Raw genomic sequence first — 23712 nt, 5'->3', positions numbered from 1 at the left:
TAATTCTTCCATCTACCCGAAGGCTTTCTTTAATCTTTTTATCTAGCTTTAGCTATGATGAAAATCTTTAACCAATGCTTCGCAATATATCACTATTATGTAGTTAAAAATTAATTTATTGAAAAATCCAGAATGTATTTACAAAGACCTATCATTAGTGTATTATGTAGATATAACAGTAATAGAATAAGAGGTGATAAAATGAAATTCGTTGACAACATACCAATTTATATTCAGATTATGAACTACATTAAGAGGAAAATTATCACTGAAGAATTAAATAGAGGGGATAAACTTCCATCTGTAAGAGAACTCGCAGAATCGATAAAAGTTAATCCTAATACAGTACAAAGGGCATATCAAGAGTTAGAAAGAGAAGATGTTGCTTACAGTCAAAGAGGTCTTGGAAGATATATAACAGAAGACGAGGCAAAAATAAAATTATTAAGAAGTGAAATGGCAGATGAGATTATAAAGACATTTATTGATGGTATATGCAAATTGGGATATAGTCCAGAAGAAGTATTTGATATATTAAAAAAGAGATTAGAGAAGGGGTGCACAGATAATGGGGACAATTCTTAAAGCCACGAGTCTTACTAAACAATATTCTAAAAACAGAGGATTAAATGGATTAGATATTGAAATTAAAACAGGAAGAATAGTAGGACTTTTAGGACCAAATGGAAGTGGAAAAACTACATTTATTAAAATAGCAGCAGGTATTTTAAGGTATACTGCTGGGGAAATTTTAATAGATGGCAAGGAGCCAGGTAAATATACAAAATCTATTGTTGCATATCTACCAGACACAAATTTTCTATACAAGTGGATGAAAATAAAGGACGCTATGAAATTTTATAGTGAAATGTTTAGTGATTTTGACAATGAGAAGTGTATAGAACTTTTGGAATTTATGAACCTTGATACAAATGATAAGGTTGTTAGTTTATCTAAGGGCATGCTTGAAAAATTAAATTTATCATTGACACTTTCAAGAAAAGCAAAACTGTATATATTAGATGAACCACTTGGTGGAGTAGATCCTACAGCAAGGGAAAAGATAATAAATGCAATATTAGACAATTTCAAAGAGGACAGTTCCATGATTATAACTACTCATTTAGTAAATGATATAGAAAAACTTTTTGATGACGTTATGTTTATTTCAGAAGGTAAAATTATTCTAGAAGGCAATGCAGAAGAGTTAAGAATATCAAAAGGAAAGTCTATAGATGAATTGTACAGGGAGGTATTTCAATAATGTTTAAGCTAATAAAATATGAAATTATAGGTAAATATAAGGCATTAGGAATACTAAGTATAATTATTATAATTCTTAATCTATTACTACTAACTAGATGGAATAGCTGGGGAAAAGGTCCAGTAATAGCTTTATCAATTATGATATCAACTGTAGCAACAGTTGTACTATTTATTTGGTGTATAGGCATATTTTCTCATGACGTTTATGATGATAAGGGCTATTTAACCTTTACAATTCCTCAAAGCGGATATTCTATACTTGGATCAAAGCTTATTGTTTCTTTAATATTTTCTATTATAATAAGCATAGTTTCAGGAATTTTTATATATGGATTCACTATAAATACTGTGGATATTTCAAAAGAATTAGATACGGCTGGAGTTAAAATAAATATAATTACAAGTGTTTTATTTGTCATATCAATGTATGCTGAATCAATTCTTGGGCTACTGGAAATATATTTTGCTATTACTATAACAAGGCTAGCTGTTTTTAGAAAAAAACTAGGGAAATTTATCGCTTTTGTGGCATTTATAATTGAAATGGTTATTTTAGGCTTTGTTAATTGGGGATTAGGAAAAATATTTCCACAGGAGTTACATGTTAAAATATTTAATGGAGTTTCAGGAAGTATAGCTAATTTTTCTGGTTCAGGAACAGATATATTTACGAATGGCATATCTATTGAAATCGTAAGGGACCTTGTATTCCCTATTTTATTGTTTATTGGATTGTTTATGGCAACCTCATATATGATTGAGAAAAAAATTGATTTATAATATTGTATTTTTAGCTAAATAATAAATAAGAAGGTTTTTCAGTTTTCTATTAACTGAAAAACCTTCTTATTTATTTAGAGATATCTTTTTTATCACCAATACCTCTTGTTGGAACTGTAGAAACGATGAAACCAACAAGCACAGAAACTAGGGCTGGGTTTATAATATTTATATACATAACATAACCTGTTTTATATAAAATATAAGCTGCTATACTGTTAATTAAAACGGAAGCTATAAATATATATATCACAAACTTAGCAAATGAACTCATTAATTTTTCATAAAGTTTGTGTCTAGTGGGACCGTTGATTACATTTTTAAATATAAAGTATGAGATTAATATAAAAATCATATCTAGAACGGCTGAAATAATAAAATTGCGCATAATACAACAACTCCTAATAAAATTTTAAGTAATTATATTATGCATAGTTATAAATAAAATTATGCTTTCTTTTCGAATAAAAAAAATCGCAGTCACCCACGGTTTGAAATCTTAATAAAAATAAAAGCCATGGACTAAACAGTCCATGGCAATATGTTCAAACAAATTAAAGCATATAATATATTTGTCAACCATAAATTACTAGTTATTCAAATACATTTCTCCAATTTCAAATACGTTACCTGCACCAACAGTTAAAAGCAAGTCACCTTCGTTTAACTCTTTATCAAGACAAGCAACTACATCATTAAAATCATGAATATTTTTACAGCTAATACCAGTTTTACTTATGGAATCCGATAACATTTCAGAACTTACAATTCCAGTATCTTTTTCTCTTGCAGCATAAATATCTGCTAATATAAGATTATCAACTCCTTGGAATGCATTTGTAAATTCATCAAAAAGTGATATTGTTCTTGAATAGGTATGTGGCTGAAATACGCAAAATACTTTTTTATGAGGATAATTTTTTATGGCTGCTAGAGTTGCCTTAATCTCTGTTGGATGATGGGCATAATCATCTATTACAACAACTCCATTTTTGGTTCCCTTATATTCAAATCTTCTGTGAGTTCCGCCAAAATTCTGTAATCCGGATATAATTGAATTATTACTAATATTAAGTATAAATGAACTTGAAATTGCAGCAAGTGCATTTAATATATTATGTTTACCGGGTACATTTAGTTTTACACTTAAAATAAATGTACCAGCCTTAAATACGTCAAAAAATGCACATCCTCGATTATCAAATTTTATATTTTTTGCAGTTACATCACCTGAATCAATACCAAAAGTTACTACATTGCAAGAAGCTGTCTTTGCAATCTCAGCTGTTCGTTTATCGTCAGCATTAGCTACAAGATAACCATCTTTAGGAATAAGATTAATAAATTTCTTGAAAGTAGCTTGTATCTCATCTATATCTTTATAAAAATCAAGATGATCTGCATCTATATTTAATATTACACCTATATATGGGTAAAAACTCAAGAAGGAAGCTTTATACTCGCAAGCTTCTGTTATAAAATATTCACTTTTACCTGTTCGCACGTTGCCATTTATAACGTCAAGTTCACCACCAACTAATATTGTTGGATCTAAATCTGCGGATAAAGTTATATGAGAAATCATGGAGGTAGTGGTAGTTTTACCATGAGTTCCGGAAATAGCTACATTGTATTTATGACCTTTCATTATTGCACCTAAAAATTCTGCTCTTGTATACATAGGTATATTTAATTCTTTTGCAGCAATAATTTCAGGATTTGAATTTGGTATGGCAGCAGTATATATTACTATATCTACGTTTTTTAAATTTTGGTTATTATGACCAATATAAATCTCTCCACCTAATTTTGAAAGCTTTTCTGTAAGCGAAGATGCTTTCATATCAGAGCCGGATACCTTATATCCTCTAAGTAATAATATTTCTGCAAGACCACTCATGCTTATTCCACCTATTCCAATAAAGTGAATCTTTTTGTTGTAGTCAGTATTTAAATCGAAATTCATAAAATCAACTCCTATATAATAAGTTCACATTATTAATTATATACAAATATAAAAAAAAACAATACATAAAATAATAATATAATATAGTATTATGAATATTTATATTGATAAAGGCTATAATATAGCATAAAATATGAATAATAGATGTGTAAATTAAAAAATAATTCGTAAGTTAATGTAAATGGGTGATGTTATGGAAAAATTTAGTAGAAATCAGAGGGTATCTGCAATTACAAAACTTTTGGTTGAAAATCCGAATAAAATTGTTAATTTAAACAATTTTACTGAAATATTTAATGCAGCAAAATCTACAATAAGTGAAGATGTAGTTATAATTAGAGATATATTTAATAAGTTGAAGGTAGGAAATATAGAAACGATATCAGGAGCTTCAGGTGGGATTAAATATGTTTGTGGAGTATCTGAAGAAGAAAAAGAGAAATTTGCAAAAAAGCTATGCTTAATTTTAGCAGAAAAGGATAGAATAATACCAGGTAACTTTATTTATATGACAGATATAATGTACAATCCTGAATTTGTACATGAGGCTGCAGTTATATTGGCTTCAAACTTTAACGATACTGAGGTCCAATACGTGGTAACAGTGGAAACTAAGGGAATACCACTTGCATATGAAGTCGCAAAAATGCTTGGAGTTGAACTTATTATAGTTAGAAGAGATAGTAGAGTTACTGAAGGACCAACCGTTAGTATAAATTATGTTAGCGGCTCTGGTAAAAGAATTCAGAGTATGTCATTAGCTAGAAAAGCAATGAAAAGAGGAAGTAAGTGTATTTTTATAGATGATTTCATGAAAGCAGGAGGAACTGCACTTGGAATAGTAGATCTTTTAAGAGAATTTAATAGTGAACTTATAGGTATAGGTGTATTAGTGGATAGTATGGAGAATAAGTCAAAGTTAATTAGCAATTACATATCAATTGTACAATTTAATGGTATATCAGAAGGTGGATCAGCTATCTTAGTACCTTCTAAAAACATAGAAAAGTAAATTTTTCAAAAAAGTTAATAATTTTTTGAAAAATAAGAAGGAAAAATATAAAATATAGAGAATAAATAAGTATAAAGCATCTTTGGAGGTGGATTTAGATAATGCAGATTACAGATGTAAGAATTAGGAAAATCACTACAGAGGGAAAGATGAAGGCCATAGTTTCAGTAACTTTTGATAATGAATTTGTCGTTCATGATATAAAAGTTATTGAAGGTCAAAATGGTCTTTTTATTGCTATGCCTAGTAGAAAGACACCAGATGGTGAATTCAAAGACATAGCGCATCCAATAAACACCATTACTAGAGAAAAGATACAGACTGCAATTTTAGACGAGTATGAAAAGGTTAAGAATGAAGAAGAAGTGAAGACAGAAGAGTAATAACCAAATAAAAAGGAGTAAAACTCCTTTTTATTTTGCCTAAAATTAAATTATTTGAAAGTTATAAAAATATCCTTGAGTGTTGAAAATATATTAATAATAAAATATAATATAAAATGTTAATTGTTGAAACGTGTTTTGTTAAACAATATAAATAATAATATTAATATTAACCATGAAGAGGTGTTAATGTGTATAAATGTGCATTGGTCCTAGCAGCCGGAAAAGGTAAAAGGATGAAATCAGATTTACCAAAGGTTATACATAAGGTTTGTGGCAAGGAAATGGTAAATCACGTAATTGACCTCATGAGGAAGTCAGACATAAAAGATGTTGACGTAATAATAGGAAAAGGTGCGGAAATTGTAAAAGAAGTAACAGTATCAAAGAATGTTGATTATTCGTTACAACCTGAACAATGGGGTACAGGACATGCTATTATATGTGCCAGAGATTATTTAGAAAATAGAGATGGAACTGTTATCATTTTTAATGGTGATGCACCACTTATGGTGGAAGATACCATAAGAAGATGCATAAAGTTTCATGAAGAGGGAAATTATAAGGCTACATTGATTACATCTATACTTAATGATCCTACGGGTTATGGCAGGATAGTAAGGGACGTAAATGGAGTTGTAAAAAAAATAGTGGAACATAAAGATTGCACTAAAGAAGAACTTAAAATAACTGAGGTCAATTCAGGAATATATTGTTTTGACATAAAAAGTCTTTTAGATGGATTAGATAAATTAGATAATAACAATGCGCAAAAAGAATATTATCTTACTGACATGATTCAGATATTAAAAGATTCAGGTAAAGATGTTGGAGCCGTAGTAGTTGATTTTGAGGAAACGTTAGGAGTAAATTCAAGAGAACAACTTTCAGAAGTTGAAAAGATAATGAGATCTAGAATTAATAAGAGACACATGGAAAATGGAGTTACTATAATTGATCCGAATTGTACATATATAGGTGATGATGTGCAAATAGAAAGAGATACTATAATATACCCTGGAAATGTACTTGAAGGAAACACTATAATAAAAGAAGGATGTACTCTTTACCCTAATTCTAGAATTTTAGATAGCACTATAAATGAAAGGGTAATAATTCAAAGTTCTGTTATATTAGAAAGTTCTATTGGAAGTAACACTACAGTTGGACCATTTGCTTACATTAGGCCAGAAAGTAGTATTGGCAATAATGTTAGAGTAGGGGATTTTGTAGAAATTAAGAAGTCAACCATTGGTGATAATACAAAGGTATCACATCTAACATACATAGGTGATGCAGAGGTAGGAGAAAGTTGTAACTTTGGATGTGGAACTGTAGTTGTAAATTATGATGGTAAGGCTAAATATAAAACTGTAATTGGTAATAATTCCTTTATAGGATGCAATACAAATCTTGTGTCGCCTGTAGAAGTTGAAGACAACACATACATAGCAGCAGGTTCCACAATAACTGAAACTGTCAAGAAAAATAGTCTCGCAATAGCTAGAGCTAGACAGGTAAACAAAGAAGAGTGGGTAACAAAGCAAGGATTAAATAAATAATTTAGGAGGATTAATCTATTATGATTTGTCATGGAAAAAATATAAAAATATTTACAGGTAACTCAAATCCAGAGTTAGCAATAAAAATTTCAGAATTGTTAGGTGTAGAAATTGGTGATTCAAAAGTATCAAAATTTAGCAACGGAGAGACTTCTGTAGATATTAATGAAACAGTAAGAGGTGCAGATGTATTTTTAGTTCAAACTCTTTGTGAGCCTGTTAATGATAGTCTTATGGAACTTTTAATTATGCTTGATGCTTTCAAAAGAGCGTCAGCAGGTAGAATAACAGCAGTAATACCGCATTATGCATATGCAAGACAAGATAGAAAAGCTAAAGCAAGACAACCTATAACTGCAAAATTGGTAGCAGATTTAATACATACAGCTGGGGCTGATAGAGTTCTTACTATGGATTTACATGCAGCTCAAATACAAGGATTCTTTGACATACCAGTTGATCATCTTGAAGGAGTTCCGATATTAGCCAAATATTTCAAAACTTTAAATTTAAACAAAGATGAATTAGTAGTTGTTTCACCAGATATTGGTGGAGTTAAGAGAACAAGAAAATTCGCTGAAAAACTTGGAGCTCCAATAGCTATAGTTGATAAGAGAAGACCTAAACCAAATGTTTCAGAAGTAATGAATGTTATAGGTGATATAAAGGATAAAAAAGTAATTTTAGTTGATGATTTAATAGATACAGCAGGTTCTATTACAAATGCTGCAGATGCACTTATAAAAATGGGAGCAACAGAAGTTTATGCTTGCTGTACTCATGGAGTGTTATCTGGACCAGCAATGGAAAGAATAGAAAAATCACAAATAAAACAAGTTGTTGTCTTAGATACAATACCAATAGTTCAAAATACACCTTCTAGTAAAATAAAGGTTTTAACTGTAGCAAATTTATTTGCAGAAGCAATAAGAAGAATTTACGAAGATATTGCAGTAAGTAAAATATTTGAAGAAGAATTTGAAGATAGATAATAATTAAATTAAGCATAAAACATCGCAAACTACCAATTTAGTATGCGATGTTTTGCTATATATTTAAATTATAATTAATAATTTGTAACATTAATGATTATAATCTAAAAGTGTGGTAAATTATATTTAGTAGGCTAAATTAATACTAAGTGCAAATAATTGTAAATTATTTGTGACTATCAATTAATGCAGGAGGGCATAGTGATGGAAGGAACATTAGGAACAATTTTAATTGTTGATGATGATGAGAATATAGCAGACATAATAAAATTATATCTTGAAAATTCAGGGTATTCTACAAAACGTTGTTATGATGGAAAAGAAGCTGTAAGTGTATTTTCCGAATATAAGCCGGATTTAGTTCTTTTGGATGTAATGCTTCCACATATGGATGGAATAGATGTACTTAAAGCAATAAGAAAAGACTCAGAAGTTCCTGTAATTATGCTTACCGCTAAAGGAGAAACTTTTGATAAGGTTTTAGCATTAGAGCTTGGTGCAGATGATTACATTGTTAAGCCATTTGAGCCAAAAGAATTAATTGCTAGAGTAAAGGCTGTTTTAAGGAGATACAGTGCTGATACACAAAGCAAAGAGGAATTAAGATTTGACAATATTGTAATAGATATGAATTCATATACAGTAAATTATAATGGAGAAGAAATTAAAATGCCACCTAAAGAATTCGAGCTCTTATATTATCTAGCAAACAATAAGAACAGAGTATTTACTAGAGAACAACTTTTATGCGAAGTTTGGGGATATGATTATCCTGGAGACTCTAGAACTGTTGATGTACATGTGAAGAGATTAAGAGAAAAGCTTCAAGGAGGAGAAAATTGGCAAATAGAAACCGTTTGGGGCGTTGGATATAAATTTGAGGTGAAGTAGCTTATGAAAAAAGGGCTATTTTCTAAAATGGTGACAGCATATACTATTATTATAGCTATATTCTTTGTTATTATTTCACTGGTGCTGTCAATTTGGTTTCAAACATATTATTTTGATAATTTAAAATCTCAGTTTAGTAAGAAGGCAGAAGGAATAGCAAAACTTGCATTGCAGTATGAAAATGGAGATATGACCATTGACTTATTAGATCAATATCTAAAAGGTTATGGGGATTATTTTAATGCTAATGTTATGCTCCTAGACAATAATGGATACATATATGATGTCTCTAATGTGGAAAATAATAAAGTTATTGGAAAACAAATAAACGGTGAAGATATAAGCACATTAAGAAATAATCAGGTTGTAACGACAACAGGAAATTATCATGGATTTTTTAGTACATCAAGTCATACATTTATAGTACCAATTGTAGCAAATAATACTTTCGCAGGGGCTATAATGATGAGCACACCTTTATCAGAAATAAAGGAACCGCTTTTTAAGGTGTATATAATAATATGGTTAATAGCAGTATTTGCAATAATTATAGCGTATTTTGTAATTTATTATTTATCTCAAAAAATATTAATAAAGCCGCTTGCAAATATAAATGAAGTTGCTAGAAAGATAACAAAAGGTGATATTGGTATAAGGGTAGAGGTTAAATCGGATGATGAAATAGGTGAACTGTCAAAATCTTTTAATGATATGGCAGATTCTATAGCAAAAGTTGAAAATAATAGACGAGAATTTATATCAAATGTATCACATGAAATAAGATCACCAATAACATCTATAAAAGGATTTATTGGGGCAATAATTGATGGAGTTATACCAGCAGAAAAAGAAAATTATTATTTAACTTTAGCATTTGAAGAAACCCAAAGGCTTACAAGACTTGTAAATGATTTATTGGATTTATCCACAATCGAATCAGGACGCGTAACACTAAACTTAATAAAGTTTGATATAAATGAAATTATAAGACGTACTGTAATAAAATTTGAAACAAAAATCAAAGAAAAGAATTTGTTAGTTGATGTATGTTTTAATAAAGAATCATTATATGTGCTTGCCGATATAGATAGGATGACACAGGTTGTTACAAATTTAGTAGACAATGCTATAAAATACGTAAATGATGGTGGAAAAGTAAAAATAAATACTAAAGTAAGAGGAGATAAGGCATTTATTTCAATATTTAATGAAAGCAATTCGTTATCTGAAGAAGACTTAAAACATATTTGGGATAGATTTTATAAGAGTGATAAATCTAGAACAACTAAAACAAGTACAGGACTAGGTCTTCCTATAGTTAGAAGTATATTAACACAACATGGAGAAGATATATACGTAAAAAACATTAAAGATAGCGGTGTAGAATTTACTTTTACACTAAAAAGAGATTAAAGATATTACATGCAAGTATTTTATGAGGAGGTGTTACTTTGAAAGAAGATGAAAAGTGTATAAAAGATGTTGAATGGAAAGAAGTTGAATGTAAAGGAGAAAACCTTGCTGGAGAAATAAAGTTTAGAAACAAGAGTAAAAATTTAAGTTTTATTGGGATTTCCAAAGGTATAGTTTTCATATTAATTGCTACTTTTTCTGGTGCCATATCAGGTAGCTATATTGCAAATAAAAAATATTCGGAATTAAAAACTCAAAGAAATAATACATCGGTTTTTCAAGGTAACAAGATTTCTAATAATTATACAAGTAAACCTGAAAATTCATCTCAAAATTCTATAGCCATGGTTGCTGAGAGTGTAAGTCAATCGGTGATAGAAATCATAGATAAAGACAGCAATGATGATGAGCTTAGTTCAACTTCTGGAATAATATTTAAATCTGACGGATATATTGTTACAAATTATCATGTACTTCAAGATGCTAGTAAATATTCTGTAAAACTTTCATCAAAAACATTACCAGCAAAAATAATTGGATATGATTTACTAACAGATCTAGCTGTTTTAAAAATTAATGCAAAAAATTTACCGGCAGCTACATTCGGGGATTCTTCTAAGGTACAGCTTGGTGATTGTGTTGTAGCAGTTGGAAATCCAGATGGAAATACAACAACAGGAATAGTCAGCTCCACTAATAAAAAAGTTAGAAATCAAAATGATTTGATAGGATCAGATACAACTTATGATGTTATTCAAACAGATGCAATTATTAATCAAGGAAACAGTGGAGGCGCATTATGTAATTTAAATGGTGAGGTTATAGGAATTAACAGCTTAGGTGTAAATGCTAGAAATAAAGGAGACGGTGTCAGCTTTGCTATATCTACAAATGAAGCAAAGTCCATAATTAATTCTATAATTAAAAGCGGTCATGTGGTAAGACCATATTTAGGTATACAAACAGAGGATTATGAGTCAGATGACAAAGCTCAAACCAAAGGAGTAATTGTAAAGGCTATTATTAAAGACACAAAAGCTGAAAAATCTGGTATCGAAGTTAATGATATAATAGTTGAGTTTGATGGGGTAAATTTGTACTCTACTGATGAGTTAGAAGAAATATTAGAGAAACATAAAGCCAATGATTCTATACCTCTCAAAGTTATGAGGAACGGCAAATTAATAAAATGCACCGTTGTGCTATCAGAGAGACCGGATAATTGATATTGATTAAATCAAATGAATAGTTTAGGTTATAGCAGTAAAAAAATTTTACTGCTAATTTTATAATGAAAAGATTTTTAGTATAATAAATGGTGTTGTGATAAAATTAAAAGGAAGTGGAAAATGGTGTATCTTGTAGTTGGTCTTGGAAATCCTGGCCGTGAATATGAAAACACAAGGCATAATGTGGGATTCAATGTTTTAGATTTGATTTCAAATAAGTATAATATTGATATTAATAGGACAAAATTTAAAGGTATATATGGTGAGGGAAGAATAGGAGATGAAAAAGTAATTCTTCTGAAACCATTAACCTATATGAATTTGAGTGGAGAAAGCGTAAGGGAAATTTGTAATTTTTATAAAATACCAAACGAGAATATAATAATTATATATGATGATATAAGTCTTGAAGTTGGAAGAATGAGAATTAGAAAATCTGGTAGCGCTGGCGGACATAATGGTATAAAGAACATTATATTAAATTTATCCAGTGATGTGTTTCCAAGAATAAAGATAGGGGTAGGAGCACCGAGGGGAGATTTAATTGCACATGTATTAGGTAAACTTACCAATGAAGAAATGGATGTAATTGATAGGGTTTTTAATGCTGCAAGTGAAGCTGTAGAAAGCCTTATAAAAGAAGGAGTTACTGAGGCTATGAATAAATTTAATGGCTTTCAAGGATAGTAGTTTAAGAGGCAGAATAGTGTAAACGACTGTTCTGGGCTCCAAAGAGGAATGCAAGAGGTGTTTATATGAGATTTAGAGGGCTTATACAGCCTTTAATAGAAGATAAAAAATTTATTAATGTAGTTAAGAATATAAACGAATGTAAATTTCCTATGAATGTATTTGGATTATCAGAATCAGCAAGAAGTTATTATATATATAGCACATATGAAGAAATGAACAAACCATTTGTTATTGTTACAGATAATGATGTTGAAGCAAAAAAGATATATGAAGACTTATCTTTATACATACCAAACGTGTACTATTTTCCAACTAGAGAAGTTGTGTTTTATAGTATTGATGCTATTTCTGGTGATTTAAGATGGGAAAGAATTAAAGTTATAAAAGAAATATTAAAGAAAAGCAGGAAGATTATAGTTACATCCATAGAAGCATTTTCAGCAGCGTATGCACCAATAGATCTGTTTAAAAAATATTCTTTTAATATAAGTTTAGGAAGTACTATTGAACTTAAAGAATTTACGCATAAACTTGTTTTATCAGGGTATGAAAGGGTTGATATTGTTGATAGTAAAGGTCAATTTTCCTTAAGAGGTGGAATTATTGATATATTTCCGCCTACATCAATTTTGCCATATAGAATAGAGCTTTTTGGAGATGAAGTAGATTCAATTAGGACATTTAATACAAGTTCTCAAAGAAGTATTGAAAAGGTGAACAAAATAGAGATAGTTCCTGCTAAGGAAATCATATTAGAAGAAAGCAGCATAAAAAGTGGATATGAAAAGATTGAAAAAGAATTAGCAACAGTTATAAGTGGCTTAAAAGAAAAAAAGGACAAAGAGGCTGAGGAAAAAATAGGCAGCATTACAAGAAAAAATCTTGAAACTTTAAAGGAAACTTCTAGTTTTGAGAATATAGATAGCTTCTTACCATTTTTTTATGAGACTCCTTCTACATTTTTTGATTATGTAAAAGATTCCATAATAATTGTTAATGATGATTTAAGATGTAAGGGTAAGCTTGAAAGTGTATATTTTGAATTCAGAGACAATTACGAAATATTTTTGCAAAGAGGGGATATACTACCCAGTCAAGGAAAACTCCTTATTGATGAACGGGAAGTTTATGAAAGATTCAATGATAACAAAGTAATAAATATGATGGGCATTGAAAAAACAAATGGATTTTTAACCGCTATTTCTAGTGAAACATTTAGATCTATAACATTAAGTGGTACAGGTGGTGTTATAGATGTACTATTGGATGAAATAAAAGATAAGAAACAAAAAGGATATAAGACTTTAATTTTATGTGGCAGTAAACCTAGAGGTGAAAGATTAGTTAAGACCCTTAGAGAAAGAGGCATTGAAGCTACATATAGAAATGAACTTCAAAATTTTCAGTTTGGAGAAGTTGTTATAACCTTTGGTAGTTTAGAGAAAGGATTTGAGTATCCAGATCTTAAAATATGTGTAATTTCAGACAAAGAATTATTTGGTGAAACTAAAAGAAAAGTAAAAAAGAAAAATAAAAAAGGTGTAGGTAAGATAAAAAGTTTTACTGATCTTAAACCTGGAGATTATGTAGTTCATGTAAATCATGGAGTTGGAGTATATAAAGGAATAAGACAGCTAGAACTAGATGGACATAAAAAAGATTATCTTGAAGTTAGCTATTCAAGTGATGATAAGTTATTTGTACCAGTGGAACAGCTTGATTTAGTACAAAAATATATTGGAAGTGAAGGGAATTCACCAAAAGTTAACAAACTTGGAGGGAATGAGTGGAATAAGGCCAAAAACAAAGTAAAAAAATCTATAAATGAGATAGCAGAAGAATTAGTTAAATTATATGCAATAAGATCCGAAGCAAATGGCTATACTTATTCAAAAGATACAGTTTGGCAAAAACAGTTTGAAGATGAATTTCCTTACGATGAAACGCCAGATCAATTGAGCGCTATACAGGATATAAAAAATGATATGGAGACTGGAAAGGTTATGGATAGACTCCTATGTGGTGACGTTGGTTATGGAAAGACTGAGGTAGCTGTTAGGGCGGCATTTAAGGCTGTTATGGAAGGTAAGCAGGTTGCTTTTTTAGTTCCTACAACTATTCTAGCGGAACAACACTACAATAACTTTATAAAAAGGTTTTCTGATTTCCCTATAAAAATTGATATGATAAGTAGATTCAGAAATTCTACTCAGCAAAAAGCTACAATTAAGGCTTTAAAGGAAGGAAATGTGGATATACTTATTGGTACCCATAGGATACTTCAAAAAGATGTTCAATTTAAGGACCTTGGGATTTTGATTGTAGATGAGGAGCAGAGATTTGGAGTAACACATAAGGAGAAAATAAAAAACTTTAAGAAAAATGTTGATGTTCTTACTTTAACAGCTACGCCTATACCTAGAACTCTCCATATGTCTCTTACTGGTGTAAGAGACATAAGTGTAATTGAAACTCCACCAGAGGAGAGATATCCTGTTCAAACCTATGTTGTAGAATATAATGAGCAGCTTATTAGGGATGCCATAATGAGAGAATTAAATAGAGATGGACAGATATTTTTTGTTTATAATAGGGTTGAGAGCATAAATGAAATGGCAGCAAAGATATCGAATCTTATTCCAGAAGCTAAAATTGCAGTAGCGCATGGACAAATGACAGAGAGAGAATTAGAAACAGTAATGTTTAGTTTTATGAATAAAGAATTTGATATACTATTATGTACTACCATAATAGAGACTGGAATTGATATTCAGAATGTTAATACTATGATTATCTATAATGCTGATAAAATGGGACTCTCACAGTTATATCAACTAAGAGGAAGAGTTGGAAGGTCAAATAGAATGGCCTATGCTTATTTTACTTATAAAAAAGATAAAATCTTAGCTGAAACTGCAGAAAAAAGGTTAAAAGCTATGAAAGAGTTTACTGAATTAGGTTCAGGCTTTAAAATTGCTATGCGTGACCTTGAAATAAGAGGTGCCGGAAATATGATGGGGTCAGCTCAACATGGTCATATGGCGGCAATTGGATACGATTTATACTGTAGAATGCTTGAAGATGCTATTAAACAATATAAGGGGGATGAAGATTTCCATCTTATTGAAACTACCATTGAAATTAAAGTTGATGCATATGTTCCAAACTCTTATATACAAGATGAAGTACAAAAAATTGAAGTATATAAAAAGATAGCAGCGATAGACACGAAAGAAGAGTTTTATGATGTTCAGGAAGAATTAGAGGACAGGTATTCAAATATTCCTGAGTCTGTTGATAATCTGATGATTATTGCCTATTTAAAATCAATTGCAAAGCAGATTGGAATTATTGAAATAAAAGATAGAGGTCAATTTGTAAACATAAAATTTGAAAACAAAGATAGGATAAGTGAAAAACTTCTGACTTCATTGATAAAAGATTATAATAAAAATGTAATATTTAAAAATGATGAAAATCCAACAATTGTATATAATATAAAAGATATAAAAAGAGATGATGTACTTAAAAATTTAGTTAAGCTTTTAGAATATATGAAATCTATAGTTGAAACAGATTGAATATATGTTAAAATTAAAATTATATGACAAAACACCATAAAATTTTAGGGGGAATACTATTGAAGAACGTAAAGAAAATTGTAGCAATAGCTATAATTGGTATAATCACAGTAGCATTTAGTGGATGCAATATGATAGAAAAGACACAAGCTGGTATTAATAATACTGTAGTTGCCAGTGTTAATGGTGAAAAAATAACAGTAGGTGAAGTAGAAGCTAGAATGAAAGGTACTGAAAACCAATTAAAGCAACAGTATGGTAGTAATTATGCCAGTAATTCTACAGCTGCAGATCAGTTAAAGCAAGCAAAAACGCAAATGCTGGAAGAAATGGTTACAGAAGATTTATTGCTTCAAAAAGCAAAAACTCTCAAATTAGTTCCATCTGATTCAGCTATTAATGCAGAAGTGAAAAAACAATATGATAGTTTAAGATCTCAAGATCAATATAAAAAAGACAGTGATTGGAAAGCAGCACTAACCCAAAATGGATTTACAGAAGAGGCGTTAAAGGCTCAGATGAGAAACAGCGTTATAATAGCTAAGGTTACAGATTATATGACTAAAAATGTTAGTGTAACTGATAAACAAATACAAGATTATTATAATTCAAATCAGCTTAAATATACTGAACAGCCAAATACTATAGATATAGCTCATATCTTAGTTAAAACAGAGGCAGAAGCAAAAGACATAAAAGCACAACTTGACAAAGGTGCAGATTTTGCAAGTTTAGCAAAACAAAAGTCAACTGATACTACAAGCGGTGCTGCAGGTGGAGAGTTAGGAACGTATAATCAAGCGAATGACGACCAAAGCAAACAATTAGATGCTACATTTATGACAGCAGCATTGGCACTTAAGGTTGGTCAAATATCCGCTCCTGTTCAAACACAATATGGATGGCACATAATTAAGTGTGTTGATAGAAAAGATTATCCTGTTAAAAAACTTGATGATGTTAAAGCTCAAGTAAAAGATACACTTTTAAGTCAAGCAAAACAAGATGCTTATCAAAAGACACTTGATAAATGGAAGAAAGCAGCTGATATCAAAGAAGAGGCTGATAAATTAAGTTAATAAAGTGAAACTAGCACTTAGGTGAGAGTTTTACGTACGCTAGATAGTGTATGAATATTGATACATATAAAAAGGTCATCTTAAAAGTTTAACTTTTGAGATGACCTTTTTATAATTATAAGTGGAATATATATATAAAGTATGCATTTGTGTATAAAATTTCATTATTCGTAAGATACTATTTGTATAAAATAACAATATCTTAGGAGGTAACATTATGAAAGCAACTGGAATAGTTAGAAGAATTGATGACTTAGGTCGTGTTGTAATACCAAAGGAAATAAGGAGGACATTAAGGATTAGAGAAGGAGACCCTTTAGAAATATTTACAGATAGAGAAGGCGGTGTTATTCTAAAGAAATATTCTCCAATTGGTGAATTGGGTGATTTTGCAAAGGAGTATGCAGAAGCTTTGAATACGTCTGTTGGCGATATAGTTACAATATGTGATAAGGACAGCATTATTGCTGTAAGTGGAGGTGTAAAAAAAGAGTATTTTGAAAAACGTGTAAGTAATGAACTAGAAAAAGTTATGAATGATAGAAAGTTGTATAACATGAATGAAAACAATAACATAGCAATACCATTATATGATGATGAAGATGTTGATGAAAAGTATTCTGCAGAAGTAATAGCGCCAATAATAGCAGAAGGAGATGCAATTGGTGCAGTTGTAATTTTATCAAAAGATGCAGGAATAAATTATGGTAAAACAGAAGCAAAATTAAGTGAAACCGCTGCGCTATTTTTAGGGAAGCAAATGGAACAATAGATTAATAATAAAGTAAAATAGTAATAATCCCTCTAAAACTAAAATAATAATATTTATAGAAGTTTTGGAGGGATAATTTATTATGAAGAGACAATCTCTTATTAAAGGAACTGTAATTTTAGGTGCAGCAGGGATTTTTGTGAAGTTTTTAGGAATTTTTTTTAGATGGCCACTTATAATGTTAATAGGTGATGAAGGAATAGGATATTATCAAATGTCATATCCGCTATATATGTTTTTTATAGCAAGTGCATCAGGAATGCCTGTGGCCATATCTAAAATGGTATCAGAAAGAAATGCTGTTGGAAATAAAGACGGTGCAGAACTTGTTCTCAAAAAGGCATTAATATTAATGACAATAATGGGAGGAATTTTTACAGTATTCATATTATTGTTCAGTAACAAAATCATTTCAGTACTAAATTGGGATAAAAAGTCTTATTATTCACTTGTTGCTATTGCAGCAGCACCACTGTGCATATCTATTGTAAGTGCTTTAAGAGGTTATTTTCAAGGTTTTCAGAACATGATTCCAACTGCTATTTCTCAAATATTTGAACAATGTGGTAGAGTGATTGTTGGGGTTGGACTTGCGTATTTACTTATACCAAAAGGAATAGAGTATTCAGCAGGTGGAGCAGCATTTGGAGCATCATTTGGAGCAATTGTAGCCGGCGTATACCTCAGCATCAAATATATTTCTTATAATAAAGAAAAAAAGACGATAAGTAAAAACAATGAAAAGCACGTTATGTACAAATTATTAAGCATTGCAATACCAATATCCTTAGGTTCGGCTGTGAGTAGTGTAATGAGTTTATTAGATTCAATAATAGTGCCACAAAAACTATTGTTAGCAGGGTTTAGCCATAAAGAAGCAACAATACTTTATGGACAACTTACAGGTAAGGCATTTGTATTGATTAATGTGCCATTAACACTATCTATAGCATTATGTGCATCTTTAGTTCCTATAATTTCTGAAGCATACATTTTAAGCAAAAGAAGTGAAGTTGTAAATAAAGTACAATTAGCTATAAAGTCTGCCATGGTCATTGGAATACCGTCAGCTTGCGGACTGTTTTTTATGTCAGGTCCTATATTAAAATTAATTTTCCCAGGCAATAGTGGAGGTTATTATATCTTAAAATATCTTAGTATCTCAATACCATTTATAACATTAACTCAGACAAGCACTGCAATATTACAAGGAGTAGATAAATATGCTTTACCAGTAATAAATCTTCTTATAGGATGTTTAGCAAAGGTAATAATAACATTAATTTTAGTGCCAATACCTAAAATTAATGTATATGGAGCCATAATAGGAACATTAACAGGATACATAATAGCATCTATGCTTAATTTATTGCAGGTTAAACATCAATTGAAAATAAAAATTAATATTTATGACAGCTTAATTAAAACCATATATGCAGCTATAATAATGACTATTTTAGTTGTATTTATTTATCTAAATGTCTATAATAGTACAATGAGTAATAGTATAGCGTGCTTTAGCGCTGTATTTATTGGAATTATTATATATGCAATTTTAGTTTTATTATTTGGTATATTTAGCTATAGTCAAATAGAAAAAAGAATAAGAAAAAAACGTTGAAGGAGGCAAAAGCTAATGATTAGTATAGTTGGTTTAGGACCTGGTGATTTAAATGCACTTACTATGGGAACCGTAGACATTTTAAGAAAAAGTAATAAAATATTTCTTAGAACAATTAAACATCCTACAGTAAAATTTTTGGAAACTGAAAATATAAAATTTGAAACTTTTGACAATGCATATGAAAAATCTGAAAGTTTTGATGATGTATATCAATTGATTGCTAAAGATTTGATAAGAGCAAGTAAAGAGTTTGGAGATATTGTATATGCTGTCCCAGGACACCCTTTAGTTGCAGAAAAATCTGTTACCATACTTTTGAAAATGTGTAAAGAAGATAATATAAAAACAAAAATATTGCCTGCAGTTAGTTTTGTTGATTCCATAATGGAGGCGCTTAAAATTGACCCTATAAATGGAGTTAAAATAATAGATGCCTTTGATATTAAAAACCAAATCATGGACAAAAGGACGGGGCTTATAATAACACAAGTTTATAATAAACTTATAGCATCAGAAGTAAAACTTGCACTTTTAGAATATTATAGAGATGACACAAAGATTTATTTTGTAAGAGCTGCTGGAATAGAGGGTCTTGAGAGTATAAGAGAAATAGATTTATATGAACTTGATAGACAAGAAGACATAGATTATTTAACATCTGTATATGTTCCTAAAAATTTAGAAAATACTAAAGATTTTAATGACTTGTTACATATTATGGACATTTTAAGAGGAGAAGATGGATGTCCGTGGGATAGAGAGCAAACTCATGATTCTATAAAGCGAGGTCTTATAGAAGAAAGTTATGAGGTTATAGAGGCATTAGAGAAAAATGATGATGATATGGTAGTTGAAGAATTAGGAGATGTACTTTTACAAATTGTATTCCATGCTCAAATTGGAAAAGAAGAAGGATACTATAATATAAATGATGTTATAAAAGCTATATGTAATAAAATGATTTTAAGACATCCACATGTTTTCGGAAATGAAAATGTAGACAATTCTAAAGATGTATTAGATAACTGGGAAAAAAACAAGATGAAAGAGCAAAATCTAAATAGCTATACAGATAGTTTAAAACACGTTGCAAAAAATTTACCTGCACTTATAAGAGCAGAAAAAGTGCAAAAGAAGGCATCGAAGGTAGGATTTGATTTTAGAAATGTAGAGGATGCTATTGCTAAAGTTTTAGAAGAAACAGACGAAGTAAAATGTGTATATAAAGGCATAAATAAGGATAAGATACTAGAAGAAGTAGGAGATTTAGCATTTAGTGTGGTAAATATTGCGAGAATCCTTGACATAGACCCAGAAAATGCATTAAATTATACTATAGATAAATTCATTAAACGTTTTGAATTCATTGAACTTAAAGCAAAAGAACAAAATCGTAAATTGGAAGATATGTCAATTGAAGACATGGACAAATTATGGAATGAAATTAAACATATGTGAATTTATTAAATTTCTATTAAAACCTTCAAAAAAAGAAGGATTTTAACAACACGTGAAGAATATGCTATAAAGGTTAACGTATTCTTAAATTTGAGGAGGTAACAAAAGTGAACAAAGCAGAATTAATTAGTAGTATAGCAGAAAAAAGTAATTTAACAAAAAAAGATGCTGAAACAGCTCTAAAGGGATTTATTGAAAGCATAGAAGAAGCTTTAGAAAAAGGTGAAAAAGTTCAATTAGTTGGATTTGGAACTTTCGAAACAAGAGAAAGAGCTGAAAGAAAGGGTAGAAATCCTAGATCAAAAGAAGAAATAACAATACCTGCATCAACAGTTCCAGTATTTAAAGCAGGAAAAGAGTTTAAAGAGAGAGTAAATAAATAGTTTTTATCACAGCATACTAAAAAAATAATAAGGAAGTATATAATATATTCTGACTTATTATTTTATGTGCCTAAAGTTTAGCGAAAAACCTGGATAAAATCCAGGTTTTTCGCTACTATGTTAATTTCTAAGAATTAAGGAGAAGTTTATGAGATTAGATAAGTATTTAAAGGTATCTAGAATAATAAAAAGAAGAACAGTAGCAAAAGAGGCATGTGAGAGCGGTAGGGTATCTATAAATGGTAAAATTGCTAAGGCCAGTACTGATATAAGAGAAGAAGATGTTATAGAGATTAGATATGCAGAAAAGGTTTTAAAAGCCAAGATAATAAACATTTCAGAGCATGTACATAAAGAGGATGCTAAATTAATGTATGAAATTATTTCTGGTGAAGAAGATAAATAATAAAAATCCATGTAACAAAATTAATTTGTAATATAAAACTGCTATTTTACATATATATTTATAAGTGAAATAGGAGGGAAAACTATGGAGTCAAAGATTGAGGATAAAAACAATAATATAATACTTGAAAATAGAAAAAAATTATCCATAACTGGAGTAAATGAAGTAATCAGTTTTAACGATGAAATTATAATTCTGACTACGAGTCTAGGTACATTAACATTAAAGGGCAAAGATTTAAAGATGAATAAACTTGATGTACAAAATGGAGATGTTATGATTACCGGTAAAATAAATTCCTTTGTATATTCTGAAAAGGAAAATTTTAAAAATAAAGATAGCATTTTAAACAGGCTATTTAGGTGAAAAAATGGTGTTATCTAATTTTACACAATTTAATCAACTTTTTTATAGTTTAGTTGGAGGAATTTTTACCGGTATATTATTTGATATATATAGATCTATAAGAGGAACTGAAGTTGTAAACAAAATAATAGCATTTATTGAAGATATGCTATTTTGGATTTTAGTAAGCCTAATAATTTTTATATTTTTATTCTATAAAGATGGAGCAATATTAACTGTGTATTCGTATGCATTTATTGCAATAGGCGTGTATTTTTATTTTAAAATTTTAAGCAAAAAATTTTTACCATATGAGATAAAATTATTTAATCATTTAGTAACAAATTTTAGAATACTTTATAATATAATATTGTATCCGTTTAGATTATTAATAAATTATTTATTTAATAAATAAGAAAATAAATAAAAAACTTGAATATATATAGAAAAGAAATTAAAATATAGGTATAATAACTTTATTGTTGATTTATGAGAGGTATATATTATGAAAAAGGGATTTAAGTTAAAATTCTTAATAATAGGTGTTTTTATGGTCAATATATGTTATATTCTTGTTAATCAACAGATTACAATGAATAAAATAAGAGAAGAGACTAATAATAAAACTTCCCAAATATCTAAACTTAAAAGTGACAATCAGAAATTACAGGATGAAATAAAAATGGCACGCTCAGATCAGTACAGTGAAAAACTTGCTAGAGAAAAACTAGGACTTATTAAGCAAGGAGAAATTCCTGTAATTAATACCAAATAAATATTATGATTATAGAGAGTTGATTTAAGTACATAAAGTGTGTAGCGAGAATATATGCATAATTGTATTAAATATACATAATATCAATTAAATTCAATTGTCGTAATCATATTATAATTTATAAAAATATAAACAAAAATCAAGGAGGAGTCTTTTTAATATGACCTTAAAGGCAGGAACAATTCTAGAAGGTACAGTGATAAATATTACAAATTTTGGTGCGTTTGTAGATGTGGAGGGTAAAACAGGTCTAGTGCATATTTCGGAAGTGGCTGACACTTTTGTAAAAGATATCAAAGACTATTTAAAAGAGCAAGATAAGGTAAAAGTTAAAGTTCTTGCAGTTGATGATGGTGGAAAAATAAGTTTATCAATAAAACAAGCTTCTATTCCACAAAAATCATCTAAACCAATTGATATCGATTGGACTAAGAATACTAAGACAAAGCAGCAACAACAGCAGCAAGGTGGAGCTGATTTCGAAGATAGACTATCAAAGTTTTTAAAGGATAGTGAAGAGAGATTTCAAGACCTGAAGAGGCACCAAGAGGCAAAGGGTCATGGTGGTTATAGAAAGGGCTCATACTAAGATTATAAGAGACTATTTTAGTCTCTTTTTTTTATTTGCGACAAACATTACCGTTAATTCTTTAACCTTGCCTCCTGCAATCTTTAATTTTTTTACTCACATAGTAGAGTAAAATTCTTTCACTAATACTTTGCAATTGCTGATTATTAAGTAGTAAAAAATACTCACTAAATAATTTGATGAAACATTTTAAAAAAGTTGTTGACATGTACAAATAAATAATATATAATAGTCTATGTCGTCAAATGATGACAAGCCGAAGTGGCGGAACTGGCAGACGCACAGGACTTAAAATCCTGCGATGCTTAAACCATCGTACCGGTTCGATTCCGGTCTTCGGCACCAAAATATCGCGGGGTGGAGCAGTTGGCAGCTCGTCGGGCTCATAACCCGAAGGTCGTAGGTTCAAGTCCTGCCCCCGCAACCAGATTTGGCGGAATAGCTCAGCTGGCTAGAGCATTCGGTTCATACCCGAAGTGTCGTAGGTTCAAGTCCTATTTCCGCTACCAGAGT

24 protein-coding genes and 3 tRNA genes are annotated in these 23712 nt (G+C 29.9%); 25 read left to right on the top strand and 2 right to left on the bottom strand.

The genetic code is table 11. The features are described from left to right. The first annotated feature begins 201 nt into the window (after positions 1–201). Genes B8978_RS17005 through B8978_RS16995 form a run of 3 tightly spaced genes read left to right on the top strand, consistent with a single transcriptional unit; the run spans position 202 to position 2046 of the window. Entirely contained in the window at positions 202–585 is a 384-nt protein-coding gene (locus B8978_RS17005) for a GntR family transcriptional regulator (protein ID WP_084117489.1), read from the top strand. Continuing rightward, complete coding sequence (locus B8978_RS17000) at positions 569–1264, top strand: ABC transporter ATP-binding protein (protein ID WP_084117488.1); 696 nt, start codon at positions 569–571, stop codon at positions 1262–1264. Before B8978_RS17005 ends, B8978_RS17000 begins: the two co-directional genes overlap by 17 nt. Next, positions 1264–2046, top strand: coding sequence for a hypothetical protein (locus tag B8978_RS16995; RefSeq protein WP_084117487.1), 783 nt, complete (start codon positions 1264–1266; stop codon positions 2044–2046). Before B8978_RS17000 ends, B8978_RS16995 begins: the two co-directional genes overlap by 1 nt. 70 nt (positions 2047–2116) lie before the next feature. Here the strand turns inward: B8978_RS16995 and B8978_RS16990 are convergent, their stop codons facing one another. Together B8978_RS16990 and murC are read right to left on the bottom strand one after the other, a co-directional pair. Next, positions 2117–2434: a hypothetical protein gene (locus tag B8978_RS16990; RefSeq protein WP_084117486.1), complete on the bottom strand. Its 318-nt coding sequence runs from the start codon at positions 2432–2434 to the stop codon at positions 2117–2119. 201 nt (positions 2435–2635) lie between these two features. Continuing rightward, positions 2636–4012, bottom strand: a complete 1377-nt coding sequence (gene murC, locus B8978_RS16985) for a UDP-N-acetylmuramate--L-alanine ligase (protein ID WP_084117485.1) — start codon at positions 4010–4012, stop codon at positions 2636–2638. Between the two features lie 193 nt (positions 4013–4205). On the opposite strand from murC, the gene purR reads away from it, so the two are divergent. The 22 genes from purR (at position 4206) to B8978_RS16875 (ending at position 23708) form a co-directional block, all read left to right on the top strand. Continuing rightward, a complete protein-coding gene (purR, locus tag B8978_RS16980; protein WP_084117484.1) occupies positions 4206–5024 on the top strand; it encodes a pur operon repressor in 819 nt (272 codons plus the stop codon). Positions 5025–5125: 101 nt separating this feature from the next. Further along, positions 5126–5407 (top strand): septation regulator SpoVG, encoded by a 282-nt coding sequence (gene spoVG / locus B8978_RS16975; RefSeq protein WP_084117483.1) that lies wholly within the window; start codon positions 5126–5128, stop codon positions 5405–5407. A gap of 191 nt (positions 5408–5598) precedes the next feature. Further along, the gene (glmU, locus tag B8978_RS16970; RefSeq protein WP_084117482.1) at positions 5599–6969 is read left to right on the top strand and encodes a bifunctional UDP-N-acetylglucosamine diphosphorylase/glucosamine-1-phosphate N-acetyltransferase GlmU; all 1371 of its coding nucleotides are present in this window, start codon (positions 5599–5601) and stop codon (positions 6967–6969) included. 20 nt (positions 6970–6989) lie between these two features. Then, entirely contained in the window at positions 6990–7961 is a 972-nt protein-coding gene (locus B8978_RS16965; RefSeq protein ID WP_084117481.1) for a ribose-phosphate diphosphokinase, read from the top strand. A gap of 204 nt (positions 7962–8165) precedes the next feature. Beyond that, complete coding sequence (locus tag B8978_RS16960) at positions 8166–8852, top strand: response regulator transcription factor (RefSeq protein ID WP_084117480.1); 687 nt, start codon at positions 8166–8168, stop codon at positions 8850–8852. Positions 8853–8855: 3 nt separating this feature from the next. Continuing rightward, entirely contained in the window at positions 8856–10265 is a 1410-nt protein-coding gene (locus B8978_RS16955; protein WP_084117479.1) for a sensor histidine kinase, read from the top strand. Between the two features lie 38 nt (positions 10266–10303). Further along, a complete protein-coding gene (locus tag B8978_RS16950; RefSeq protein WP_084117478.1) occupies positions 10304–11491 on the top strand; it encodes a S1C family serine protease in 1188 nt (395 codons plus the stop codon). Between the two features lie 126 nt (positions 11492–11617). Then, positions 11618–12181 carry an aminoacyl-tRNA hydrolase gene (gene pth, locus B8978_RS16945; RefSeq protein WP_084117497.1) on the top strand — a complete coding sequence of 188 codons (564 nt, stop codon included), beginning with the start codon at positions 11618–11620 and terminating at the stop codon, positions 12179–12181. A 68-nt stretch (positions 12182–12249) separates the two neighbouring features. Beyond that, on the top strand, positions 12250–15768 hold the full coding sequence (gene mfd, locus B8978_RS16940) for a transcription-repair coupling factor (protein ID WP_084117477.1): 3519 nt from the start codon (positions 12250–12252) through the stop codon (positions 15766–15768). 59 nt (positions 15769–15827) lie between these two features. Continuing rightward, positions 15828–16847, top strand: coding sequence for a peptidylprolyl isomerase (locus B8978_RS16935; RefSeq protein ID WP_084117476.1), 1020 nt, complete (start codon positions 15828–15830; stop codon positions 16845–16847). A gap of 217 nt (positions 16848–17064) precedes the next feature. Then, complete coding sequence (spoVT, locus tag B8978_RS16930; protein WP_084117475.1) at positions 17065–17619, top strand: stage V sporulation protein T; 555 nt, start codon at positions 17065–17067, stop codon at positions 17617–17619. 82 nt (positions 17620–17701) lie between these two features. After that, positions 17702–19240 carry a putative polysaccharide biosynthesis protein gene (locus tag B8978_RS16925; RefSeq protein WP_084117474.1) on the top strand — a complete coding sequence of 513 codons (1539 nt, stop codon included), beginning with the start codon at positions 17702–17704 and terminating at the stop codon, positions 19238–19240. Positions 19241–19255: 15 nt separating this feature from the next. Further along, complete coding sequence (yabN, locus tag B8978_RS16920; protein WP_084117473.1) at positions 19256–20701, top strand: bifunctional methyltransferase/pyrophosphohydrolase YabN; 1446 nt, start codon at positions 19256–19258, stop codon at positions 20699–20701. A 107-nt stretch (positions 20702–20808) separates the two neighbouring features. After that, entirely contained in the window at positions 20809–21084 is a 276-nt protein-coding gene (locus tag B8978_RS16915) for an HU family DNA-binding protein (RefSeq protein ID WP_084117472.1), read from the top strand. Between the two features lie 148 nt (positions 21085–21232). Beyond that, entirely contained in the window at positions 21233–21490 is a 258-nt protein-coding gene (locus tag B8978_RS16910; RefSeq protein ID WP_084117471.1) for an RNA-binding S4 domain-containing protein, read from the top strand. Between the two features lie 84 nt (positions 21491–21574). Next, complete coding sequence (gene yabP, locus B8978_RS16905) at positions 21575–21856, top strand: sporulation protein YabP (RefSeq protein WP_084117470.1); 282 nt, start codon at positions 21575–21577, stop codon at positions 21854–21856. Between the two features lie 4 nt (positions 21857–21860). Continuing rightward, complete coding sequence (gene yabQ / locus B8978_RS16900) at positions 21861–22250, top strand: spore cortex biosynthesis protein YabQ (RefSeq protein WP_084117469.1); 390 nt, start codon at positions 21861–21863, stop codon at positions 22248–22250. Between the two features lie 90 nt (positions 22251–22340). Beyond that, positions 22341–22610, top strand: a complete 270-nt coding sequence (locus B8978_RS16895) for an FtsB family cell division protein (protein WP_084117468.1) — start codon at positions 22341–22343, stop codon at positions 22608–22610. 160 nt (positions 22611–22770) lie between these two features. Beyond that, positions 22771–23199 (top strand): S1 domain-containing RNA-binding protein, encoded by a 429-nt coding sequence (locus tag B8978_RS16890; RefSeq protein WP_084117467.1) that lies wholly within the window; start codon positions 22771–22773, stop codon positions 23197–23199. Between the two features lie 255 nt (positions 23200–23454). Further along, positions 23455–23544 (top strand) — tRNA-Leu (locus B8978_RS16885). 6 nt (positions 23545–23550) lie between these two features. Next, positions 23551–23626, top strand: a tRNA-Met gene (locus B8978_RS16880). A gap of 5 nt (positions 23627–23631) precedes the next feature. Then, positions 23632–23708, top strand: a tRNA-Met gene (locus tag B8978_RS16875). Positions 23709–23712: the final 4 nt, after the last annotated feature.

The organism is Clostridium acidisoli DSM 12555 (genome assembly GCF_900176305.1).
GTDB classification, from domain to species: domain Bacteria; phylum Bacillota; class Clostridia; order Clostridiales; family Clostridiaceae; genus Clostridium_I; species Clostridium_I acidisoli.
This window is presented reverse-complemented; position numbering and strand designations above follow the sequence as displayed.